The sequence below is a fragment of the Corynebacterium sp. c7Ub_26 genome (assembly GCF_053760365.1).
On sequence record NZ_JBSNBL010000001.1, the window covers coordinates 476005 to 494755 of the forward strand.

The window sequence follows — 18751 nt, forward strand, 5'->3', positions numbered from 1 at the left end:
ACATGAGTGGTACATCCCCTGATTTTGAACACTGTCCAGATCTGGCCAACAGACAATTGGCAGGATCTGTGATTTGGGCCAGCGACGAATCTTTCGCTGAACGGGAAAACCTCATCATGGCTCACGACCCTGAATTTGACCCAGCACTCTTTGGCAACAAGGGCAAGGTATATGACGGGTGGGAAACACGAAGGCGGCGACATGATGAAATCGGACACAATGATGCCGCAATTATCCGTTTAGGAGTCCCCGGTTATATTCGAGGCGTCATTGTGGATACGTCGTGGTTTACTGGGAATTATCCACCTCAATTTGCGGTCAAAGGTATTTGTATCGACGATTATCGTCCTGCAGAAGAAATCGCTGCGTTGCCGGACAATGAATGGTTCGATCTCGTCGAGCCCACTGATGCGCAGGGCGATACCAAGCATGCCATCAGTATTAATCCGGGTAGTACAGCCGGTCAGACCCGTGTTACCCACGTAAAACTAATCATGATTCCCGATGGGGGCATTGCACGCCTCCGTGTCCACGGTATTCCCGCCCCTAATCCTCAATTCTTGGGGAGCACAGTGGACCTTGCAGCTATTGAACATGGAGGGTGGGTCACGGAATGCTCCAACATGTTTTATTCCTCGCCTAACCAGATCCTGAGTCTGGGACGCGCGATCAATATGGGCGGAGGATGGGAAAACGCCAGGCGACGTGACGGGGGAAACGACTACGTTGTGGTCCGGCTAGCAGGGGAAGGGACGCCGGAGTTCGTAGAAATAGACACGAGCTATTTTGTCTTCAACGCACCAGGGGATATTCGCCTCACGGGGTGGAATGCACATTCCGACGACGACTCTGGGGAGGAAAAGACACCTGCAGAGATTATTGAATTGGTGCCGAAGTGCCGCGTACTGCCGGATACGCGGCATCGTTTTGCCGTCGAGGGAGCTGCCCAAGGCCGTCCCATCACGCACATCCGCTTGGATGTCTATCCCGATGGTGGGCTAGCGCGCTTGCGGGTGTTCGGATCATTAACTGCAGCTGGGTATGGGGAACTGGAACGACGTTGGGAAGGGAAACCGGTGTAGACGGGGATTTGCCCCGAGTGATTATCGTGGCTGGTAAACCTCCAGCCGAGACCGTAGATGGGCCATTAGCAGATATTGATGTCTGAACGTAATAAACGTTTAATAGCTTAGAAACTTCCGTCCAGCAGACTAAACATCACTAGCGTGACCAGGCGCTCGTGATGCAAAGAGAGCTAAACATGACGGATACCATTGCAAAACACACCCACCCGGTCGACCAGCAACCACCATTGCCCCGATTGTTCCTTCTGGGATTCCAACACGTTCTTGCGATATACGCAGGTGCTGTGGCAGTACCACTCATTGTGTGTGGAGCCTTAGTAAGTTCGGGGAAAATGGAGCAATCTGATATCCATCATCTGATCATGGCGGATCTCTTCGTTGCAGGTATCGCGTCGATAATCCAGTCCGTTGGCATATGGAAGTTCGGAACCCGCTTACCTCTCATCCAAGGGGTTTCTTTTGTTTCAGTAGGTCCAATGATTGCTATCGGTAGCCAGTATGGGGCGCCGGCGATATATGGTTCGGTCATTACTACTGGCTTGATAATGATTCTACTTGCACCGGTGTTCTCAAAAATAGCGAAGTTCTTTCCGGCCATTGTTACGGGGACGATTATGACGGTCATTGGCCTGTCTCTTATGAAAGTCCCGGCCGGGTGGATAGTCGCGGATACTTTGCCCCATAATCTCCAAGGTGGACTGAACTACCTACTGGCATTCATTACTTTGGCCACTATCATCGTCATTCACCGTTTCTCTTCGCCGCGCTGGAGACCCGTGTCGGTCCTCGGTGGCGTCATAGTAGGAACCATTGTTGCCCAGTTGTTTGGTGTGACCGATTGGTCTGAGGTAGGCAAGGCGGAATGGGTGGGGGTTCCGACGCCGTTTCAGTTTGGCTTGCCGGTCTTCCAGCCGAGCGCAATCCTTACCATGGCCATTGTTGGATTAGTCATCATGACTGAGACGGCTGGCGATATCATTGCGGTTGGTAAGATCACCGGCCGCCCAGCGACAAAACGGATCCTCGGTGATGGGTTGCGTGCGGATGGTTTATCAACCCTGCTAGGTGGAATTTTCAATACTTTCCCATATGCCGCATTTGCACAGAATGTTGGCTTAGTCAGCCTGTCGAAGGTGTTCTCTCGCTTTGTGGTTACAGCATCAGGCGTGATCCTCATTGTCTTAGGAATTGTTCCGAAACTCGGAGGTGCTGTGGCAGCTATTCCCACGCCTGTTCTAGGCGGAGCCGGAATCGCTCTCTTCGGGATGATTACAGTTTCCGGCATTCGGACCTTGACCGCAGTGAAGTGGAACGAGACAAAAGCTCTTATGGTTGGTGTTTCAATATCCATAACGCTCCTTCCTGCCATTTCCCCGAACTTTTATGACTCTCTCCCGAACGATCTAGCTATGATTATGGAATCTGGCATCACTATGGGTGCGCTGAGCATTATCGTCCTTAATCTTCTGCTTAACCGTGAGAATAATGGTCACATTGATGAATCATTGGACGATAAAAACACTGCGGTGCTGGATCCCTTTCAGAAAGTAGAAACGGACAAACAACTGGAAGTTGAAGTCCAAACCATGGCCGGAGTCTGACGGAAGAAAGGCAATTACGGAAAGAGAGCTGGTATGAGTGGGGTAGAAGCCTTCAATGAAATAGCGCATGATTCGGCAGTGGAGTTATTGGAGCCACTTTTCTTCAGTGAAGAATTGGCTTCGAAGGTGGTGGAAGCCCGCCCGTTTACTAACGTCCAATCTGCAGTAGACGTGATGAATCTGCAATTGGGGACACTCCCCGGAAGTGCAGTTAAGAAAAGTATTAACGCACACCCACGCATCGGAGCTCAGGTGGAACAAGGGTCCTTATCGGAGGAGGAGCAGTCTGCAGCTCATGGTCTAGGCCAGGACTCTGAACCGATGGACAGGATTCGTGAATTGAATGATTCCTATGAGCAACGGTTTGGATATACCTTCCTCATTCGCGCGACGGGATTATCTGCCGCGGAGATCCTTAAGGAATTGGAGCGACGCCTGGGCAACGATCCGAGCACAGAGTGGAAAGAAGCCTTCCGTAATCTGTCGGCAATCAACGAGCTACGAATGCGCAAGACTCTTGAGCATCTGGAGATCAAGGGCGCTAGTTTATCCACGCATATTTTGGATACCTCATCTGGACTTCCGGCACCTTCTGTGCGCCTACAGTTGCATCTCTCCGATGAGTCGGGGTTGAACGAAACTGTGGAGGAAGGACAGACCGACGGGGACGGCCGGTTCGCGTTTAAAAAGCGACTCCAGCCCGGGACATATACTTTGCGTTTTGATACTGACGGCTACTTTTCGGTGCAAGGAACTCGTGGCTTATACCCGTGGGTAGATGTAAGTTTCCGAGTAAGCGACGCGGTGCTTGAGGATGGGGAGCTCAGAATTAAGCCGTCCCACTTGCATATCCCTCTCTTATTGGCCCCCTTCGGATACTCGACCTACAGGGGCTCATAAGCAATCAGTAACGGGGCTGCTGGGGATACCAGGGTTCGTCATCCCGGTGGCGGCCTACATTCGTGACTTCCACGTTCTCAAAACCTTTGAAGTCCTCGAAAAACGTATCCCAGTTCTCCGTCGTGATATCTGTCGCAATGCGACCGGACATGCGAGTTAAGCCGGCATAGATCCCGGATAGTTGATTGCCAGCCACTCCATGGGAAGCTCGCGCTCCCGTCGAGAAGTGGAAAAGCCGAGGAATATACTCTTCCGGATCTGGATTCACCTCAGCCCCGGCATCCTCGCTCTCGTGTTGTTGTTTCTTAGGGAGAAATTGGAACCCATCGCCGAGGTAAGGGCATTGCCCCATGGGATTCTCCGTAGCGAAGGAGTGTTGGTCACTCCACAGCTGAATGTGGGGTAGAAAATTCCGCATCTCAGGGCGTAGAGATAGATCGACTCTGTAACCAGTTGCGGAAATGATGAAGTCGAATGTGGCGGTCTCTCCGTCGGTAGTTGTGACCAGTAGTGCCTCAGCTTCTCCGTTGTCCCCGGGCTTCACCTCAATGGACCGGACGCGGGTACCTTCACGAAGAGAAAAATTATCGAATGCAAAAGCTCGCCACACACTGGCTTGTGTAGGAGGCTGCGGGAGGCCTCCGTTGTACAGGCTAAAAGCCCATTTTTTTTCATCAGGGAGGTCAAAGAAGTGTTCTTGCATCCCCGGGAATTCCATCCAACGCAAAGAATTTTTCGTCGCTACTTGGGCGGATCGTTGGAAGAGCGTTACTGATTGCGCATCGTGCTCCAAAGCGGTGCCGGCATTATCGAAATCGGAAGCGCCACCGCCGATCACCAACACGCGCTTGCCTTCGAGCTGAGAAAAATCAATATCGTCTGCAGAATGTGCCCAAAACTTGGTGGGAAGGTCCCGGATTTCTGGTGGTACGAAGGTGCCGCCTCCGCCGTCGAGACCTAAGGCGAAAATTACCCGTCGAGCCCGGTGTTCAACGGGTTTGTCAGAATCTGGGCCGGTCAGGGCTTTAATTCTAAAAGCACCACCGGTTTCTTCCGGCGGTAGCACTTCCGTCACTCGAGTGTTGGCATCCACATCAGCGTCAGTGACTTTCCGGTACCACTCGAGGTACTCGTGCCAGTCCAACCGGGGAACAAGGTTGGTGTGTTCCCAGGCTTCATCACCGTACTTCGCCCGGAACCATGACTCGGTGTGCAAAGAGGGGATATCGAGCTCTATGCCCTTCATATTCTTTGGGCTTCGGAGGGTGTGCATCCGTGCATATTGTGCCCAGCACCCGATCGAATCGGCTGGACTTGCGTCTACTACTTTGACCTTATCGACGCGGTGACGTTTCAAAGCAAATGCGGCGCCCAGTCCAGCTTGGCCACCGCCAATGATCAGGACATTGTGGACTCCGTCGCCTGGGTTTGGCACCCAATCGTGATTGTGACCCAGTAACTCCATTTCCTTGCGCGCCTGGTTCTCTAGCTTTTTAAGCCGCGATGCCGCCGCGGTGTTATCAAGTGCTGGTGGGCGTAGGTCGGATTGCGCCGCGCTTGGAAGTTGGGTTGGTCGTTGGAGGCTAGTGGTCACGGATCGCTCCTGGAGTTGACGGGGGAGAGGTAGGTTTCACGGCTGTATTTGCAGATCAGACCCTTGTCCCGTTGACACTAAGAGATGCACACTACGACTGAACTACGAATGTGTTAAAGCCACATTTCCGACGATTACGCCGTGTGACGTGCTGCGACATATCGTCCAGGTCCCGCGAACTTGTGTCCCTTGACCTTCGATGGAGCCTCTGGCCACAGTTCCGAATGGGCGAGCGTTTTAATGTCAAGCTCTTAGTTTTGAGTCCACCTGTCCTGAAGGATATGTGTACAGCGTGTCCAGCGCGTTCCAATCAGGTTGCTCATCGCTCGCTAAGTGCGTGGGTATTCCACTGGCGGAGGAGGGGGTGACCAGACTCCGGGTAAACAGCAGGATTCTGTCAGCACCACCTTATGTCGTATTACCCGTGAGGAGCGAAAATAACTAACTCGTTTTGGTGTACCGATAGTGGCCCCCGTCCCCGGTCCGGTAATCCGCACTATCGCTTATTGTGTGACGTTTGGGAGATTCCATAGAAGTACATTTCATTACTCTGCACGAGTGCGAAAATGCTTTTCAACGCTTCTTTATGGAGGTAGCTCCGCTGGAAATGGGCAATATTTGCGAATGCCATGAGCTGCGATTTGGGATCTATGCCTCGCAGTTGCTTGTTAAAGAGTCTTGGCTTCTTTGGTGAGTGGGTTGCGGGCCGCATCCATAGCCTCGCATGGTGACAGACTAAATTTCGCGTGGTCGACAAAGATCTGATGTTGCTAGGGAACACCGCCGCCTTCATTCCTAGGTCATCTGCGACACGCCGCCATGTACGTTGGTGTTCGCTAACATCGGCGTCACACATCATGATGAACTTGCCAAGCTGCCCCAACGAAAAACAATCAATGACCGACCAAAGTGGCAAGTCTTGGGCGAGCGACAAACATAAGTCGTGGGAATCTTCCCAGTATCGACCAGGTTTTTGCACCCAAGTTCATCCGCTCTTTTGGTAATTGCATCTTTTACGTAATCTTCCCCATACCGAAAGATTTCCCTAAGCATTCCTCCCACAAACTGTCGTTCATCCTCCTCTTTGGATAGTCGCCTCAGACATTTCTCGTCTAAATATCTGGTAGGAGAGCTGTTTTCGCAAAAGAAATCCACAGTTCGATTGCGTAAGCCCAACTCTGCACGGCGTATCCAAGCGAAAAGAAGCGTTGCAACTTTTTGGTCGAGACTAATTAGGTCAAAGACATGTTGCGGGTCTCGATTGCCCTTGAAAATGCCAAGGTTATGAAGCATCGCATAATTTCTTGCATATCCCAAGAAATAATGGAAATTAAGGTGTGACAATTGAGCTACTAACTCATCGCTCAACAGCGTTTCATCGAAGTAGCCTTTGTTACGTAGGTACTCGCGTCTTTGAGTGTCATTCGGTAGATGTGGAGGAACAGGCACAAGGTCACCTATACATGAGATATAAAAGGACCCCTGGTTGCGCATCCTTGGAGAGGCTTTGGCAGGGGGACTATTGCATCTGAGTATATGCAATCGCACGAAGAATTCAACTTTTTACCCCCGGTGTGCTTCACGTAGGCCAGTTCACGTGCGTCTGGAGACCCGAGCATCTGCCTCGCCCCGGCCGCAACGAGCCCGAAGTCATTGAGGCGTTAAGCGACCTCGAATTGGCCCGGCACGCTGAAGAAACCCGCCGTGGGTGGACACGCACGGGGGAGGAGCGATTATGCCTGTACCATAAACCGGCGGTGTTTCCTGATGCTCGAACAAAACGATGCCCCGCCAAGAAATGTCTCTATTCCCCGATACTGTATATGGCACCCTACAGCTAAACGGAGACAGCCATGAGCATCACAATCAACCGGAGAACCACTGAGGAACTCCACAAGCGGCGCAAAGCGATATACAACAGCTTTAAAGATGCCGGCATCCTGCGGGAAGGTGCCCCGCTGACACAACAAGATCTCCGAGAGCTCGTCGTCATGGGGATACTATCCGACCACGAACGACGCCTTTACGACGAACTCGTAAGGATCGAGAGCCTACTCAACTCATGAACATCGACGAGCTTGAGGAGGCCTCCGAAGTTTTCCTCAACCCGAAAGTCTTTTAAAAACTTACTTAGCCCTCGAGCGTGAACTGCTCCCCACTAGTCGGTGTCTGGTTTCTCAGTCCAACTAACGGGGGCAGTTCAGTCGGTCCAGGGGGTTAGCAGACGATTGATGATTGTGCGCATTCGACCCGGTCTCTTTGAGGTGTCGGAATTGCCCGGGGAATAAGCGTACGTTGTCTACCGGGATGATAAATCCGCCAATGCCGAAGACTGGGTGGCCTTTGAGGCGTTGGTTCTGGCGAGATTAGTAGGCCCGCTGTGGCCGAACTCGTCGAAGTAACCGATATGCGTGGGATCCTTGGATACACGAAAGCTCGTGCGGTGTACGCACGAGCCTCGGAACTGGAGCACCTAAGTGCGTCCGAGAGCGAGGTTAGTGTGGCTGGTGGGGTCTGTCAAAAGTTTTCTGTATGTCGAAATGATCGGGGCTGCAGGGGTGTTCCATGATTCCGCGAAAACTCCACTGTGCGTTCTTGCAGGCCTACACCTAGTTCCGTGGCGCGCCGTGCGCTACCCAGGTTGTTGAGCTGGGCCGTCTACTGAAATGTCACGGCGGTGCCGGAAGCAGTGACCATGATCATGTTCTGCCCCACGGACTCATAGTCGATGTCAACGCCGACGACCCCCTCCGCGCCGAGCTCGTGCGCGCGGTCGACCATCTCTGCGAGCGCATCCTCGCGTGCCTTGCGGATCTCACCCTCGTAGCTGTTGGAACGGCCACCGACCAGGTTGCGGAACCCTGCGCTGATGTCCTTGAACGCGTTAATGCCCGCGACGGTCTCACCCGCCACGACGCGCAGATACTGACCGATCTGCTTCCCCTCGATGGTGTTTGTGGTGGTCACGATCATATCCGTGGCTCCTTCTTTCCAGTCGTTGGTCATTGCTGGGGCTGCGACACTAGGCGCTAGCCATCCCGCGATGCCCCGATGCTACCGGGGATTAGTGGGTTGCGGTGGTGTGGCTCCCTGAAAGAAGTGACGGAGGTTGGGCGACCGGAGTCACCAAAGAAGTGTTTTTGACCAGTTCAATTGGCGCAATAGAGACACCGAATTTCATATTCCCGGCTATCATGAAGTGTTATGAATGCTAAAGGGAAACCCGTGAAGATTCTTCTGAGCAGAAGATTTCTAGTGGTAGTACTGCTGGTAGTGATCTCGATGGTTATATCGATAGCTGACGTCCGGGACTCTGAGTCGACGTGTGTCGAGCGCGATTTTCCGAAATAATCGCCCGTTCTTATCCTGCCCGAGCGACGTCGGGGGATTAGGCTGTAAGGAAACCGGTGTTTCTGATGGTATTGGCAGGTAGTGGGCATGCATCGACCGGCAGTGAGTGCGCACTGACATGCATCCACGCGCGAGAAAGGTCCCTATGAGCGAAAACGATAACCTTTCCGACGAAACTCACGTCGACCAGCTCGGTCCTGCATCTAGTCGTCTGGGCGAAACTTTTTATGCCGATGATGATTCCAGTGACGCCTCGCCTTTACTGTTTCCCCCCGACCATGAAACATTCGCCAGGCAGGGACAGGATGACCAAACGCCTGATGAATCACGCACTGCGCTAGATATTCTTTCTTATCTCTCTGCCATGGAAGGATCCCTTCGCGGCGTAGTTGACCGCTATGGTGATGCGCCTGCGTACATCAACGAAGCGGTTGACAACGCTCTGGCCTCGTCCGTTACGACTTCTGATTCGTGGGCCATCGGCATCCCACCTGCGGAACGCGCGGCCCGGCTGTTGGAAACCATATTCGTGCAGCTTTCTGATCGGGAGCAGGAAATACTGTACCGACGCTACGGGGACGGCCACGAGGAAACACTAGAGAGCATTGGCCACGCGGTCGGCGTGACCCGGGAGCGTATTCGTCAAATTTTGGCGGGACTGGATTCGACGATCAGTGAATCCATATCGCGAGGTCCCGTCGCTAACCTCCTCGCCGCAATGCGGTATCACGCGTATCCCGTCGGCACAGTGAAGGCGCTTTCCCAGAAATACCCGGAACTCGAACGAACTTTGCACGGTTGGGAAGCACTCTTGTGGAAAATACTCGATGTTTTGGACGATCGTTTTTCTGTCGAACAAGGATGGGTATGTCTTCCTAGCTTCGGCGAATGCCAAAAGAAGACGACAGAGTTACTCGACGATATGACTGACAAATACGGTGTCGTCTCTTTTAAAGAAATTCAGCGCATCAGCCATGTTCCGGAGGACGACCTGATCAAGTGGCTCGAGGGGTGTGGTGCCGCTGTTATTGGCGACCACGTGGTGGCGAATCCGACAATCGCGGTAAACCGCATTCAAGCTGCCCTCGATATTGCCGGCCATCCTCTTTCCCTTAATGAGATCGCGCATATGTGGGGCATTGGCCAGGCCCGTAGTTTGGCAAATGCTGCTTATTCTGAAGACTCAATTATCCGGATTAGTAAAACCAAGATCGCTTTACGGGAGTGGGGGCTGGAGGAGTTTACTTTCATCCGTGATTTTATTGGGTCCCGTGTTGGTGATGAGTCGGCTGATCTTGATGATCTCATCTCTGAAGGAACAACAAAGTTCGGTGTATCAGCGTCGTCGATTCGCTCGTATGCCAGTTCTGGTGAATTCCGTCTGGATGATGGAATTGTTAGCCGACGAAATGACGATATAGAACCCCACCGGCAGCCAGAGGATTCTCGGGGGCTCTATTGGCGCAAAGGCCGGTGGCAATACCTAGTCACGGTGAACCATGACCACATACGAGGTAGCGGAACCGGAGTACCCGCCGGTATCGCTCTGCTACTCAAATTGCGCTTGGGCCAACCTCGGCATATCCCCAGCGACGACGGCGATCAATCCGTCACCTGGAACGCAACGGGCACCACAACAGGATCGATCCGACGGCTTCTCCTGGCGCAAGGAATCACAGAGGGAGAACGTATTTGGATGGACTTCGGGAACGGCACGTATTTCCGCATTGAACAGGCGGCACCGCGCGCATCGTTCCTCCTTGAGGATGAAGTCTCTGCCGAACGCGAAGAACCGGGAGACACGCCCAATCCACTTCATGCTGGTGGGGTAGGGCTGGGCCCAGAGAGTCGCTCCATCACCATGGTCAATCTGGCCAATTACATGGGTATTTCCCACGACGAAATTGCTCAACGGATCGATGACCTCGGCGGTGAGACCGGAAACACGATTGATCAAGCGTGTGAAAGTTTGGTTGCGGAGTACCTCGGGCTTTCGCCTGATGCACCCCGCCGCAGGATTGTTGCTCGGCTACGCCACCGCCATGACAAAGATGCCATCGCGATGGTCGAAGAGCTGTGGCTTTAGCGATCCTCTTTGTGCAGTGTTGCATCGGGATCTAATTTCCGACGCTCCTCTTGGGCAACCGTCGCGAAGAGCTTCTCGCTATTAGCGTCGGAACCCTCGAGCTCGTGATTCAGCTCCATCGTGCTATCCACAGCGATATTGGGATGGATGTACAGGTGGGTGAGCTGGCGAATTCGGTTACGACGTTCCTTTTCACCGCGGATCAGTCGGCTCCAGCGAATACGCCATGCGATAAACACGATTCCGACGAATGTTCCCAAGTATCCCAGAATGGGGAAAACAACCTGAATCAAGGGGCCGAAACCGAACAAACTAATTGCCCAGCACACAGTCAGAATAACGGCGAGGTTAATCTTCGGATGTGTGGGGAGGGCAACGTCGATACGCCGTGAAAACGCGTAAAAATCGCCTAACGCGGTATTAAAAATCATGATCAGAATAATGATCTGAAGAATAATACCGGCGGCAGGGTTAATAGCATGGGTAACCGACGCCATCGGAATATCTTTCCCGCCGGCATCTTTAACGTTGATGAAGAGCGTGACCGTCTCCATCAGCATCATGATTCCGATAATCGAGCCACCAATAAGGCCACCGATACCAACGTCGCGAAGCTTAGTGTGGGTACCGCCGATGACCAGTGACATTCCGATCGCACACATCAAGGTCATGCCGGCACAGTTGATGGCTGACCACCACCACGGTGATACAGGTGCGGCTTCTTTTTTACCGAGTTCGCTCGCTGCGCTAAAGGAAAAGTCGTCAGGAACGTGAACGAGTGACCATATGAAAAGAATGATGACGGCAACGATCATCAGCGGGGTCACAATACCGATGATGTTGGATACCTTTTCGGCATCAAGGAAACAGACGAAATACACGATGATCGCTAACCCAGCAGAACCCAGCCATGCGGGTAAACCGAAGGTTTGCTTCACGCTGGATCCTGCTCCAGCCAGCATCATCATGCCCATGGTCACCATGGTTGCGGAGACGCAGAGGTCCAAAATTCGTGATACTCGTGGGTGGGCGATGTTTTTGAAAACATGCCCGTGTTCGTCGGCAAGGAAATAACTTCCGACCTGCAGAACAACCCACCCGAAAATAGCCATGAGTGTTCCAGTGATCACCACTCCCACGAGGCCGATTGACCCGAAGGCGATGAAGTACTGGAGCATTTCTTTACCAGTGGCGAACCCGGCACCAACCAGGAGGCCAACAAACGCCATGGCGACAGCCATGCTCTGTCTCATGAATAGTCCTATTCGATCATGGGGCAACAGTAGTACTGTTAAGCCTACCTATGGGTTGTTGTTCTCGCCCATTCTTTGGAAGATCTACGATTGGTGCAGGCTGGAGCCGGTACAATCTATGACCGAAAAAGTCCTGAAACAACGACGACAGAAGAGATATGACACCAGTAACAATCCTCTTTAATCCTCATTCGACAGGTGACAGTGAAATACGTGCACGACGCTTGGCTGATCAGCTGGAGGGACTTTTTGAGGTCACTGTCGTAGCTACGAAGTTTCAGGGTCATGCCGAGAAGTTAGCCGCCCAGATCACCAAAGAATCTGAGAGCATTCATGTCATCGTCTGTTCCAGCGGGGACGGGACATATAACGAAGTAGTCAATGGCGTTATGCGTCATCCGCATGATCACATTCGCACTGCTATCTTGCCGAGCGGTAATGCAAATGATCATTATCACGCATTGAGTAACGGTAAGACGCTGGCGCACCGCATTATTACCAGTGATTACACGGACATCGATGTCCTTAAATTGGTGAGTACTGGAAAAGATAATCTTGAGCGTTATGCGCATTCATATATCGGGTTCGGCCTAACCCCTCACATTGGAGAAAAACTTACTGAGGTACATTTGACCAAGTGGAATCAGGGCTGGATCGTCCTAAAGAACCTCTTCTCGGTGAAGCCCGTGAAAATTATTCACGAAGGTCACCAAGAAAAATTCGATAACTTGGTGTTTGCCAATGTCCCCAGGATGAGCAAAGTAATCAAAATTAGTGACCACACTTCGCTAACCAACGGGAAATTCGACGTCGTTAAGCACAAAAGTCTGACACTCGCCATGCTTGTCGGCTACCTGTTTCGCGCAAGCACATTGGGCCTTCACAACACCGACCGAGAAAAACGGTGGCATTTCATCTTGGAAAAAGACTCCCACGTCCAACTGGATGGGGAGGTCATGCGCTTGTCTAAGTACGACGAAATCACCATCTCTGTTGTTCCCCACACATTGGCATGTGCCGCGTGAGATCACGCACGTGAGGCCACGCGAGAGAGTGTGACATTACGACGACGCATGCCGAACCGATAAGCTGAAACTCTCACGAAAGGAGTAGGTTACGTCAGATTCAGAGCAGGCTGTGCCGACGAATTCACTAGATTCTCACAGCGGACGTCGACCATCTGGCAAATTAGCCTCAGGTTCGTCCGACCCCGTTTCACAGCCATCGGCATCTCCGTCATCGAAGCGGCTTATCGGTCTGCTGGGCCCGGCCTTCATTGCAGCTATTGCCTACGTGGACCCTGGAAACGTTGCGGCGAACATCTCCTCTGGCGCAACCTACGGGTATCTGTTGGTGTGGGTGCTCGCGACCGCGAACCTGATGGCCATGATCATCCAGTATCAGGCCGCAAAGCTCGGAATCGTCACCGGGAAGAGCCTTCCCCAACTGCTAGGCCAGCGGCTTTCCCGACCGTGGCGAATCGCATATTGGCTACAAGCGGAAATTGTGGCGGCGGCTACTGACCTCGCAGAGATCATCGGTGGTGCCGTCGCCCTGCATTTATTGTTTGGGGTATCCCCGCTGACGGGCGGGATCATTGTCGGGGCCGTGTCGATGGCTCTGCTGTTAACGCAGGGAACCGCTCAAAAGGTATTCGAGCGGCTCATCATAGTAATGCTGGTCATTATCACCTTTGGTTTCCTTGCAGGTTTGTTTCTTGCGCCACCTAATCTCCGGGGGATCGCTGGCGGATTAGTTCCCCGGTTTGAAGGAAGCAATAGCGTGATACTCGCTGCCTCCATGTTGGGGGCGACGGTGATGCCTCACGTTATTTACTTACATTCGTCATTAGTTATTCATCGGCATGGTGCCGGCCATGAAGAACCCCACGTCATTCGTCGTTTATTAAAAGCGACCCGTATCGACATTATTATCGCGCTCGGAATCGCAGGGCTTGTGAATATCGGGCTCCTCTTGCTGGCTGCATCCGCCTTAAGTGGCCGGCACGGGACCGACACCATCGAAGGCGCCCATGCAGCTTTGAGCAGCGCATTAGGGCCTGCGATAGGCGTCATTTTTGCCATCGGGCTTTTGTTTTCCGGCCTCGCTTCGACGTCGGTCGGCGCATATGCGGGCTCCGAAGTGATGAAGGGGATGCTTCATTTCCAAGTGAAGCTGTGGATACGGCGCGCAATTACGCTCATTCCGGCGCTCCTCATTATTGGGCTGAGTATTGATGCCACCTATGCACTTGTTATTTCACAAGTCGTCTTAAGCTTTGGTATTCCGTTTGCCCTCATCCCGTTGCAAATGGTGACGGGTGGGAAAGTCATGGGGCAGTATCGAGATAAAGCGCTGAAATGGATTGGCGTTATTATCTCAGCGCTCATTATCGGTCTTAATATCGTCCTTATTGTGATGACTCTTCGCGGCCAAGCCTGACAAGCCTGATAAGCCTGAGAAATTTCACTGCAATGACTGGTTAATCCTTTTAGCTGCCTCGCGGATGAGGTTTCCATACAGTTGTTGTGGTGACGGTCGTAAGCGTTCCACAGGACCTGAAATAGACAAGGCCGCGACGACGCCCTGATTCGCGCGGATCGGCGTCGATACACTGGCTAAACTGGGGTCGCGTTCGCCGATTGATTCAGCGACGCCCGTCGTCCGTATCTCCGCGAGATCGTCTTCCGTAAAGGCGGCGTCGGGAATGATGGACTGAACCAATTCCTCCGGTGCCCAGGCCATTAACACTCGCGCAGCTGAACCGCGAAGTAGCGACATGCGCGCACCGACGGGAACCGTGTTCTGTAGCCCGCTGGCTGGTTCGATCGAGGCGATGCAGGTGCGAACATTGCCCGTGAGCCGATAAATCTGGACGGATTCGTTGGTTTTTTCCATCAGACTGCGCATGACCGTCATTCCGGCCTGGATAATTCGGTCCGAGCTGGCCGGGGATAATTCAGACAGCCCTGGTCCGGCGCTCCACCGGCCGTCTTTGTCTCGTTCGAGTAATCGGTGAACGTGGAGTGCTGTCAGTAATCGGTGTGCCGTTGCGCGAGGTAACCCTGTTGAGGAGCATATTTCGCTCAGATTCATGGGTTGGGCTGTCGCCGTGCGCAGGATGAGTAAGGATCGATCAAGAACTTTGATCCCACTATCGGGGTTGAAGGTCGCGTGATTGTCGTCGAGTTCGTTGTCAAAGTCGCTTAATTTTCCCATATTTTGATACTATCATTCTGCATAGTGAGACGCTCGGACGTCGGAACGGCAGCCGACACGACGGAAGGATTGGAGAATGACGAACTCCACCGCAGACAAAACCTCCGCAACCACCGGAGCTTCTACCACTCGCACCCCATCGACGACGCTCTCGGACTCTGCTGAGGACGACCACAAGGACCGCCCGCGCACGATGGCGGAGAAAGTATGGGAAAACCATATTGTCTCACGCGGGGAAAATGGGGACCCTGACCTCATCTACATTGACCTGCACCTGGTTCATGAAGTGACCTCGCCTCAGGCGTTCGACGGTCTCCGTATGGCGGGCCGCCCGGTTCGCCGGCCTGACCTCACCATCGCCACCGAGGATCACAATGTCCCCACCATTGGGGTCAAGACCGGCGACGTTGCCGAAATCAAAGACATCACGTCGCGCACACAGGTCTCGACGCTACGGAAAAACGCCGAAGAATTCGGCGTCAAGCTCTTCCCAATGGGGAACCGCGAACAAGGCATTGTTCACGTGGTCGGGCCACAATTGGGGCTGACCCAGCCAGGGATGACGGTGGTGTGCGGGGACTCGCACACCGCAACCCACGGAGCTTTCGGAGCGATCGCATTCGGCATCGGAACTTCCGAAGTAGAACATGTGATGGCCACGCAGACCTTGCCCCTCAAGCCATTCAAAACAATGGCGGTTAATGTCGACGGGACCCTCCCTGAAGGAACGACGGGCAAGGACATCATCTTGGCTGTCATTGCGAAGATCGGAACCGGCGGCGGTCAAGGACACATCATTGAGTACCGCGGCGAAGCGATCCACCAGCTGTCGATGGAAGCCCGGATGACGGTGTGCAACATGTCGATTGAAGCGGGCGCGAGGGCCGGAATGATCGTTCCCGACGAGACGACGTTCAATTACATCAAGGGCCGTCCGCACGCTCCGAAGGATTGGGACGGTGCCGTCGAATATTGGAAATCGTTGAGGACCGACGATGACGCGGAATTCGACACCGTCGTTACCCTCGATGCCAGCGACATCACGCCCTTCGTCACGTGGGGAACAAACCCCGGCCAGGGCATTGCACTCGGGGAACCCGTTCCGGGGCCGGAAGACTTTACCGACGCAGAAGAAGCGTCGGCTTGTGAAAAAGCCCTGAAGTATATGGATCTCACCCCTGGGGTGTCGATGCGCGACGTTCCCATCGACGTTGTTTTCGTTGGATCGTGTACGAACGGCCGCATTGAAGACATGCGCGCGGCAGCCTCCGTCGTGAAGGGACGGAGAGTTGCCGACGGGGTCCGCATGCTGGTGGTGCCAGGATCCGCGCGCGTGAAGCAGCAAGCCGAAGAAGAAGGCCTGGACGCCATTTTCACCGAGGCTGGTGCCGAGTGGCGTCTGCCCGGGTGCTCGATGTGCCTGGGGATGAACCCTGACCAGCTTTCGCCAGGTCAACGTTGTGCGTCGACGTCGAACCGTAACTTTGAAGGCCGCCAAGGGCGGGGTGGACGGACGCACCTCGTGAGCCCCTATGTGGCCGCAGCTACTGCTGTTCAAGGTCGTTTTGCGTCGCCAGCAGATCTCAGTCCAGTAGGTAGCGCACACAGTGAGACGGCGTCACCGCAGAGCACCGCGACGAGTGCATAGAGCGGGGTAGCGGGAAGAACGCTGCGCACGCGCGCTTCAGAAAACCGCGCATAGGAAAACGCACACACCACGAACAACGCCACACAGAAAGGGTCGGTTATGGAGCAATTCATTAGCCACACTGGGGTGGGAGTTCCACTCCGGCGCTCCAACGTCGATACAGATCAGATAATTCCCGCCGTGTACCTGAAACGGGTCACGCGGACTGGATTTGAGGATGGACTATTCGCGCGATGGCGGGAAGACCCCGATTTTGTCCTCAACCAGGACACGTATAAGAACGGGTCGATTCTTGTTGCCGGGCCAGATTTTGGGACCGGATCCTCCCGCGAACACGCGGCCTGGGCCCTGATGGATTATGGGTTCCGCGTTGTTATATCGGCGCGGTTTGCCGATATTTTCCGCGGCAACGCAGGCAAGAACGGGCTTGTTGCCGCGCAAATGACCGAAGAAGATATCGAGTTGATCTGGAAGCTTCTGGATGAACAACCGGGCCGTACCATGACCGTCGACCTCGAAGAACGCACAGTCACGGTCGGCGATGCGGTGTTCGGTTTTGATATCGATGACCACACGCGGTGGCGGTTGATGGAGGGCCTCGACGACATTGCGCTTACGCTGCGCAATGAAGACGCCATTACGCAATACGAAAAGTCGCGGTCGCCGTTCATGCCGAGGACGATTTAGCGCCCAGCGTCCGGGGCCGGCACTCAGCGGGCCGCCATTTACCAGGGCATCCAGCGGCCCTATTTAATCGGCAGCGGGCTGGCGAAATAGTCCGCGCCGGATAGCTTCCCGTCGACAAAGGTCAGCACCCATGCGCTGGATTTCTTACACGGTATGTCGTCGATGGACACGGCCCCTTCCGACGACAACCAGGCAATGATCTCCGGGATCGCTTTGCCTTGGCTGACGATCGCGGACACTCCGCCATGCGTAATGATGTCCGAAATCCGTCGTTTCGCGTCGACCGTGTGCGAGTCCCAGCCGTTGTCGCCGAACAGCTCGTCGATAGTAATGTGCAGCCCCGAGCTCTGAGATAGTGGCTCGGCCGTGGTCTGACAGCGGATCGGATCTGCCGAATACAACCGGGTGATTCCAAACCCCGCCAATTCGCGGGGCAACATGTCGGCCTGACGGCGGCCTTTCCGGTCAAGGGGCCGGAGATTATCGTTACCGCCCCACCCCTCGCGCGGATGAGCATGAGCATGGCGGATAAGAATGATCCGGGATGTGGGGGAGAGAGCAATCTCGCGCGCCGTCTTCTCAAGGATCTCCGAGTCCACCTTGTACGTTGTGCGCTTCTTCGCTTCCTCTAACGGCAGCCATGCCAGCTGGTCAACTTCGTCATTGTCCTCAAACGAACCACCAACGCACTCGGCCGTCCAGTAATACACCACCTTGGTCCTGCTCTTCACCGGATACGTCACCCGGCCCAGAAGCTTCCCCAGCGTGACGTCGTAACCCGTCTCCTCCTTGATCTCCCGAATAGCCGTCATGGGGAGTGTCTCGCCGGGATCCAGCTTCCCCTTCGCTAGCGACCAATCGTCATACCGCGGCCGGCGAATCAGGAGGACCTCGATGTCATCCACGGTCACAGTACTTGCCGACGACTCATCAGCGGTCGGTGTAGAAGAATCCGCTCCCTGCCGACGTCGCCACACGACGGCACCGGCGGCCAGCGTGATTTTGCCCAGCTCCCTGGCGGGATGGCGGGCGATACCCTGCACGCGTCCCTCTGCGTCGGGCCGGTGCTTCGTGTTTGTGCCACTTCCCTGTGATCCGGGCAGAGGAGCGTCGGCAAGAGCGGCGTCGTGTGACTGGGATGAACGTTTCTTCGACATAGTGATGTGTATCCTCCCGGGGATTCTGTGGAGTGAATCTATGTCAACGATAAGCGAGGAACTCAAACAATGGTGAGAGGTTAATCCGCGCGAGCCCGAATAGGGGCGGTTAGGCTGGATCCAAAAGACGAGCCGACGCACACGGTGGGGAAGGGCACGGCACCCACACG

The 18751-nt window shown here is 54.1% G+C and carries 16 protein-coding genes; 9 read left to right on the plus strand and 7 right to left on the minus strand.

Features of this window, described 5'->3' with window-relative positions; translation table 11 throughout:
- Window positions 1–2: 2 nt before the first annotated feature.
- The 3 genes from alc (at window position 3) to uraH (ending at window position 3586) form a co-directional block, all read left to right on the plus strand.
- Window positions 3–1082, plus strand: a complete 1080-nt coding sequence (alc, locus tag ACWORE_RS02040) for an allantoicase (RefSeq protein ID WP_455302309.1) — start codon at window positions 3–5, stop codon at window positions 1080–1082.
- 179 nt (window positions 1083–1261) lie between these two features.
- Window positions 1262–2686 carry a nucleobase:cation symporter-2 family protein gene (locus ACWORE_RS02045; RefSeq protein ID WP_455302311.1) on the plus strand — a complete coding sequence of 475 codons (1425 nt, stop codon included), beginning with the start codon at window positions 1262–1264 and terminating at the stop codon, window positions 2684–2686.
- Window positions 2687–2719: 33 nt separating this feature from the next.
- A complete protein-coding gene (uraH, locus tag ACWORE_RS02050; protein ID WP_406604732.1) occupies window positions 2720–3586 on the plus strand; it encodes a hydroxyisourate hydrolase in 867 nt (288 codons plus the stop codon).
- A gap of 4 nt (window positions 3587–3590) precedes the next feature.
- On the opposite strand, the gene ACWORE_RS02055 is transcribed toward uraH, so the two are convergent.
- The 3 genes from ACWORE_RS02055 to ACWORE_RS02065 form a co-directional block, all read right to left on the minus strand.
- Window positions 3591–5180, minus strand: a complete 1590-nt coding sequence (locus tag ACWORE_RS02055) for an NAD(P)-binding domain-containing protein (RefSeq protein ID WP_455302314.1) — start codon at window positions 5178–5180, stop codon at window positions 3591–3593.
- Window positions 5181–5676: 496 nt separating this feature from the next.
- Window positions 5677–6114 (minus strand): Abi family protein, encoded by a 438-nt coding sequence (locus ACWORE_RS02060; protein ID WP_455302315.1) that lies wholly within the window; start codon window positions 6112–6114, stop codon window positions 5677–5679.
- Complete coding sequence (locus tag ACWORE_RS02065) at window positions 6036–6674, minus strand: Abi family protein (RefSeq protein ID WP_455302317.1); 639 nt, start codon at window positions 6672–6674, stop codon at window positions 6036–6038. Before ACWORE_RS02065 ends, ACWORE_RS02060 begins: the two co-directional genes overlap by 79 nt.
- A gap of 359 nt (window positions 6675–7033) precedes the next feature.
- On the opposite strand from ACWORE_RS02065, the gene ACWORE_RS02070 reads away from it, so the two are divergent.
- Entirely contained in the window at window positions 7034–7246 is a 213-nt protein-coding gene (locus tag ACWORE_RS02070; protein WP_406604729.1) for a hypothetical protein, read from the plus strand.
- A 592-nt stretch (window positions 7247–7838) separates the two neighbouring features.
- Here the strand turns inward: ACWORE_RS02070 and ACWORE_RS02075 are convergent.
- Window positions 7839–8153: a YbjQ family protein gene (locus ACWORE_RS02075; RefSeq protein WP_406606093.1), complete on the minus strand. Its 315-nt coding sequence runs from the start codon at window positions 8151–8153 to the stop codon at window positions 7839–7841.
- Window positions 8154–8676: 523 nt separating this feature from the next.
- On the opposite strand from ACWORE_RS02075, the gene ACWORE_RS02080 reads away from it, so the two are divergent.
- Complete coding sequence (locus ACWORE_RS02080; RefSeq protein WP_455302319.1) at window positions 8677–10617, plus strand: sigma factor-like helix-turn-helix DNA-binding protein; 1941 nt, start codon at window positions 8677–8679, stop codon at window positions 10615–10617.
- Here ACWORE_RS02080 and ACWORE_RS02085 read toward each other — a convergent pair.
- Window positions 10614–11870 carry a YkvI family membrane protein gene (locus ACWORE_RS02085; protein ID WP_303124356.1) on the minus strand — a complete coding sequence of 419 codons (1257 nt, stop codon included), beginning with the start codon at window positions 11868–11870 and terminating at the stop codon, window positions 10614–10616. The two genes, ACWORE_RS02080 and ACWORE_RS02085, sit on opposite strands and share 4 nt — an antisense overlap.
- Before the next feature lie 158 nt (window positions 11871–12028).
- Between ACWORE_RS02085 and ACWORE_RS02090 the strand changes: the two genes are divergently transcribed.
- Window positions 12029–12895 carry a diacylglycerol/lipid kinase family protein gene (locus tag ACWORE_RS02090; RefSeq protein ID WP_455302322.1) on the plus strand — a complete coding sequence of 289 codons (867 nt, stop codon included), beginning with the start codon at window positions 12029–12031 and terminating at the stop codon, window positions 12893–12895.
- A gap of 112 nt (window positions 12896–13007) precedes the next feature.
- Window positions 13008–14312, plus strand: a complete 1305-nt coding sequence (locus ACWORE_RS02095; RefSeq protein WP_455302323.1) for an Nramp family divalent metal transporter — start codon at window positions 13008–13010, stop codon at window positions 14310–14312.
- A gap of 24 nt (window positions 14313–14336) precedes the next feature.
- On the opposite strand, the gene ACWORE_RS02100 is transcribed toward ACWORE_RS02095, so the two are convergent.
- Window positions 14337–15089, minus strand: a complete 753-nt coding sequence (locus tag ACWORE_RS02100) for an IclR family transcriptional regulator (RefSeq protein ID WP_455302324.1) — start codon at window positions 15087–15089, stop codon at window positions 14337–14339.
- A 76-nt stretch (window positions 15090–15165) separates the two neighbouring features.
- On the opposite strand from ACWORE_RS02100, the gene leuC reads away from it, so the two are divergent.
- Window positions 15166–16737, plus strand: a complete 1572-nt coding sequence (leuC, locus tag ACWORE_RS02105) for a 3-isopropylmalate dehydratase large subunit (protein ID WP_455302325.1) — start codon at window positions 15166–15168, stop codon at window positions 16735–16737.
- Between the two features lie 99 nt (window positions 16738–16836).
- Window positions 16837–17424 carry a 3-isopropylmalate dehydratase small subunit gene (leuD, locus tag ACWORE_RS02110; RefSeq protein ID WP_012731842.1) on the plus strand — a complete coding sequence of 196 codons (588 nt, stop codon included), beginning with the start codon at window positions 16837–16839 and terminating at the stop codon, window positions 17422–17424.
- Between the two features lie 59 nt (window positions 17425–17483).
- On the opposite strand, the gene ACWORE_RS02115 is transcribed toward leuD, so the two are convergent.
- Complete coding sequence (locus ACWORE_RS02115; protein WP_455302327.1) at window positions 17484–18581, minus strand: NUDIX hydrolase; 1098 nt, start codon at window positions 18579–18581, stop codon at window positions 17484–17486.
- Window positions 18582–18751: the final 170 nt, after the last annotated feature.

What these genes read in the sequence shown, in the direction of transcription:
- uraH (WP_406604732.1), top strand. Translation starts at nt 2,720, where the DNA reads ATGAGTGGGGTAGAAGCCTTCAATGAAATAGCGCATGATTCGGCAGTG.
- leuC (WP_455302325.1), top strand. Translation starts at nt 15,166, where the DNA reads ATGACGAACTCCACCGCAGACAAAACCTCCGCAACCACCGGAGCTTCT.
- ACWORE_RS02100 (WP_455302324.1), bottom strand. Translation starts at nt 15,089, where the DNA reads ATGGGAAAATTAAGCGACTTTGACAACGAACTCGACGACAATCACGCG.
- ACWORE_RS02075 (WP_406606093.1), bottom strand. Translation starts at nt 8,153, where the DNA reads ATGATCGTGACCACCACAAACACCATCGAGGGGAAGCAGATCGGTCAG.
- ACWORE_RS02090 (WP_455302322.1), top strand. Translation starts at nt 12,029, where the DNA reads ATGACACCAGTAACAATCCTCTTTAATCCTCATTCGACAGGTGACAGT.
- ACWORE_RS02080 (WP_455302319.1), top strand. Translation starts at nt 8,677, where the DNA reads ATGAGCGAAAACGATAACCTTTCCGACGAAACTCACGTCGACCAGCTC.
- ACWORE_RS02115 (WP_455302327.1), bottom strand. Translation starts at nt 18,581, where the DNA reads ATGTCGAAGAAACGTTCATCCCAGTCACACGACGCCGCTCTTGCCGAC.
- leuD (WP_012731842.1), top strand. Translation starts at nt 16,837, where the DNA reads ATGGAGCAATTCATTAGCCACACTGGGGTGGGAGTTCCACTCCGGCGC.
- ACWORE_RS02045 (WP_455302311.1), top strand. Translation starts at nt 1,262, where the DNA reads ATGACGGATACCATTGCAAAACACACCCACCCGGTCGACCAGCAACCA.
- ACWORE_RS02085 (WP_303124356.1), bottom strand. Translation starts at nt 11,870, where the DNA reads ATGAGACAGAGCATGGCTGTCGCCATGGCGTTTGTTGGCCTCCTGGTT.
- ACWORE_RS02070 (WP_406604729.1), top strand. Translation starts at nt 7,034, where the DNA reads ATGAGCATCACAATCAACCGGAGAACCACTGAGGAACTCCACAAGCGG.
- ACWORE_RS02065 (WP_455302317.1), bottom strand. Translation starts at nt 6,674, where the DNA reads ATGCGCAACCAGGGGTCCTTTTATATCTCATGTATAGGTGACCTTGTG.
- alc (WP_455302309.1), top strand. Translation starts at nt 3, where the DNA reads ATGAGTGGTACATCCCCTGATTTTGAACACTGTCCAGATCTGGCCAAC.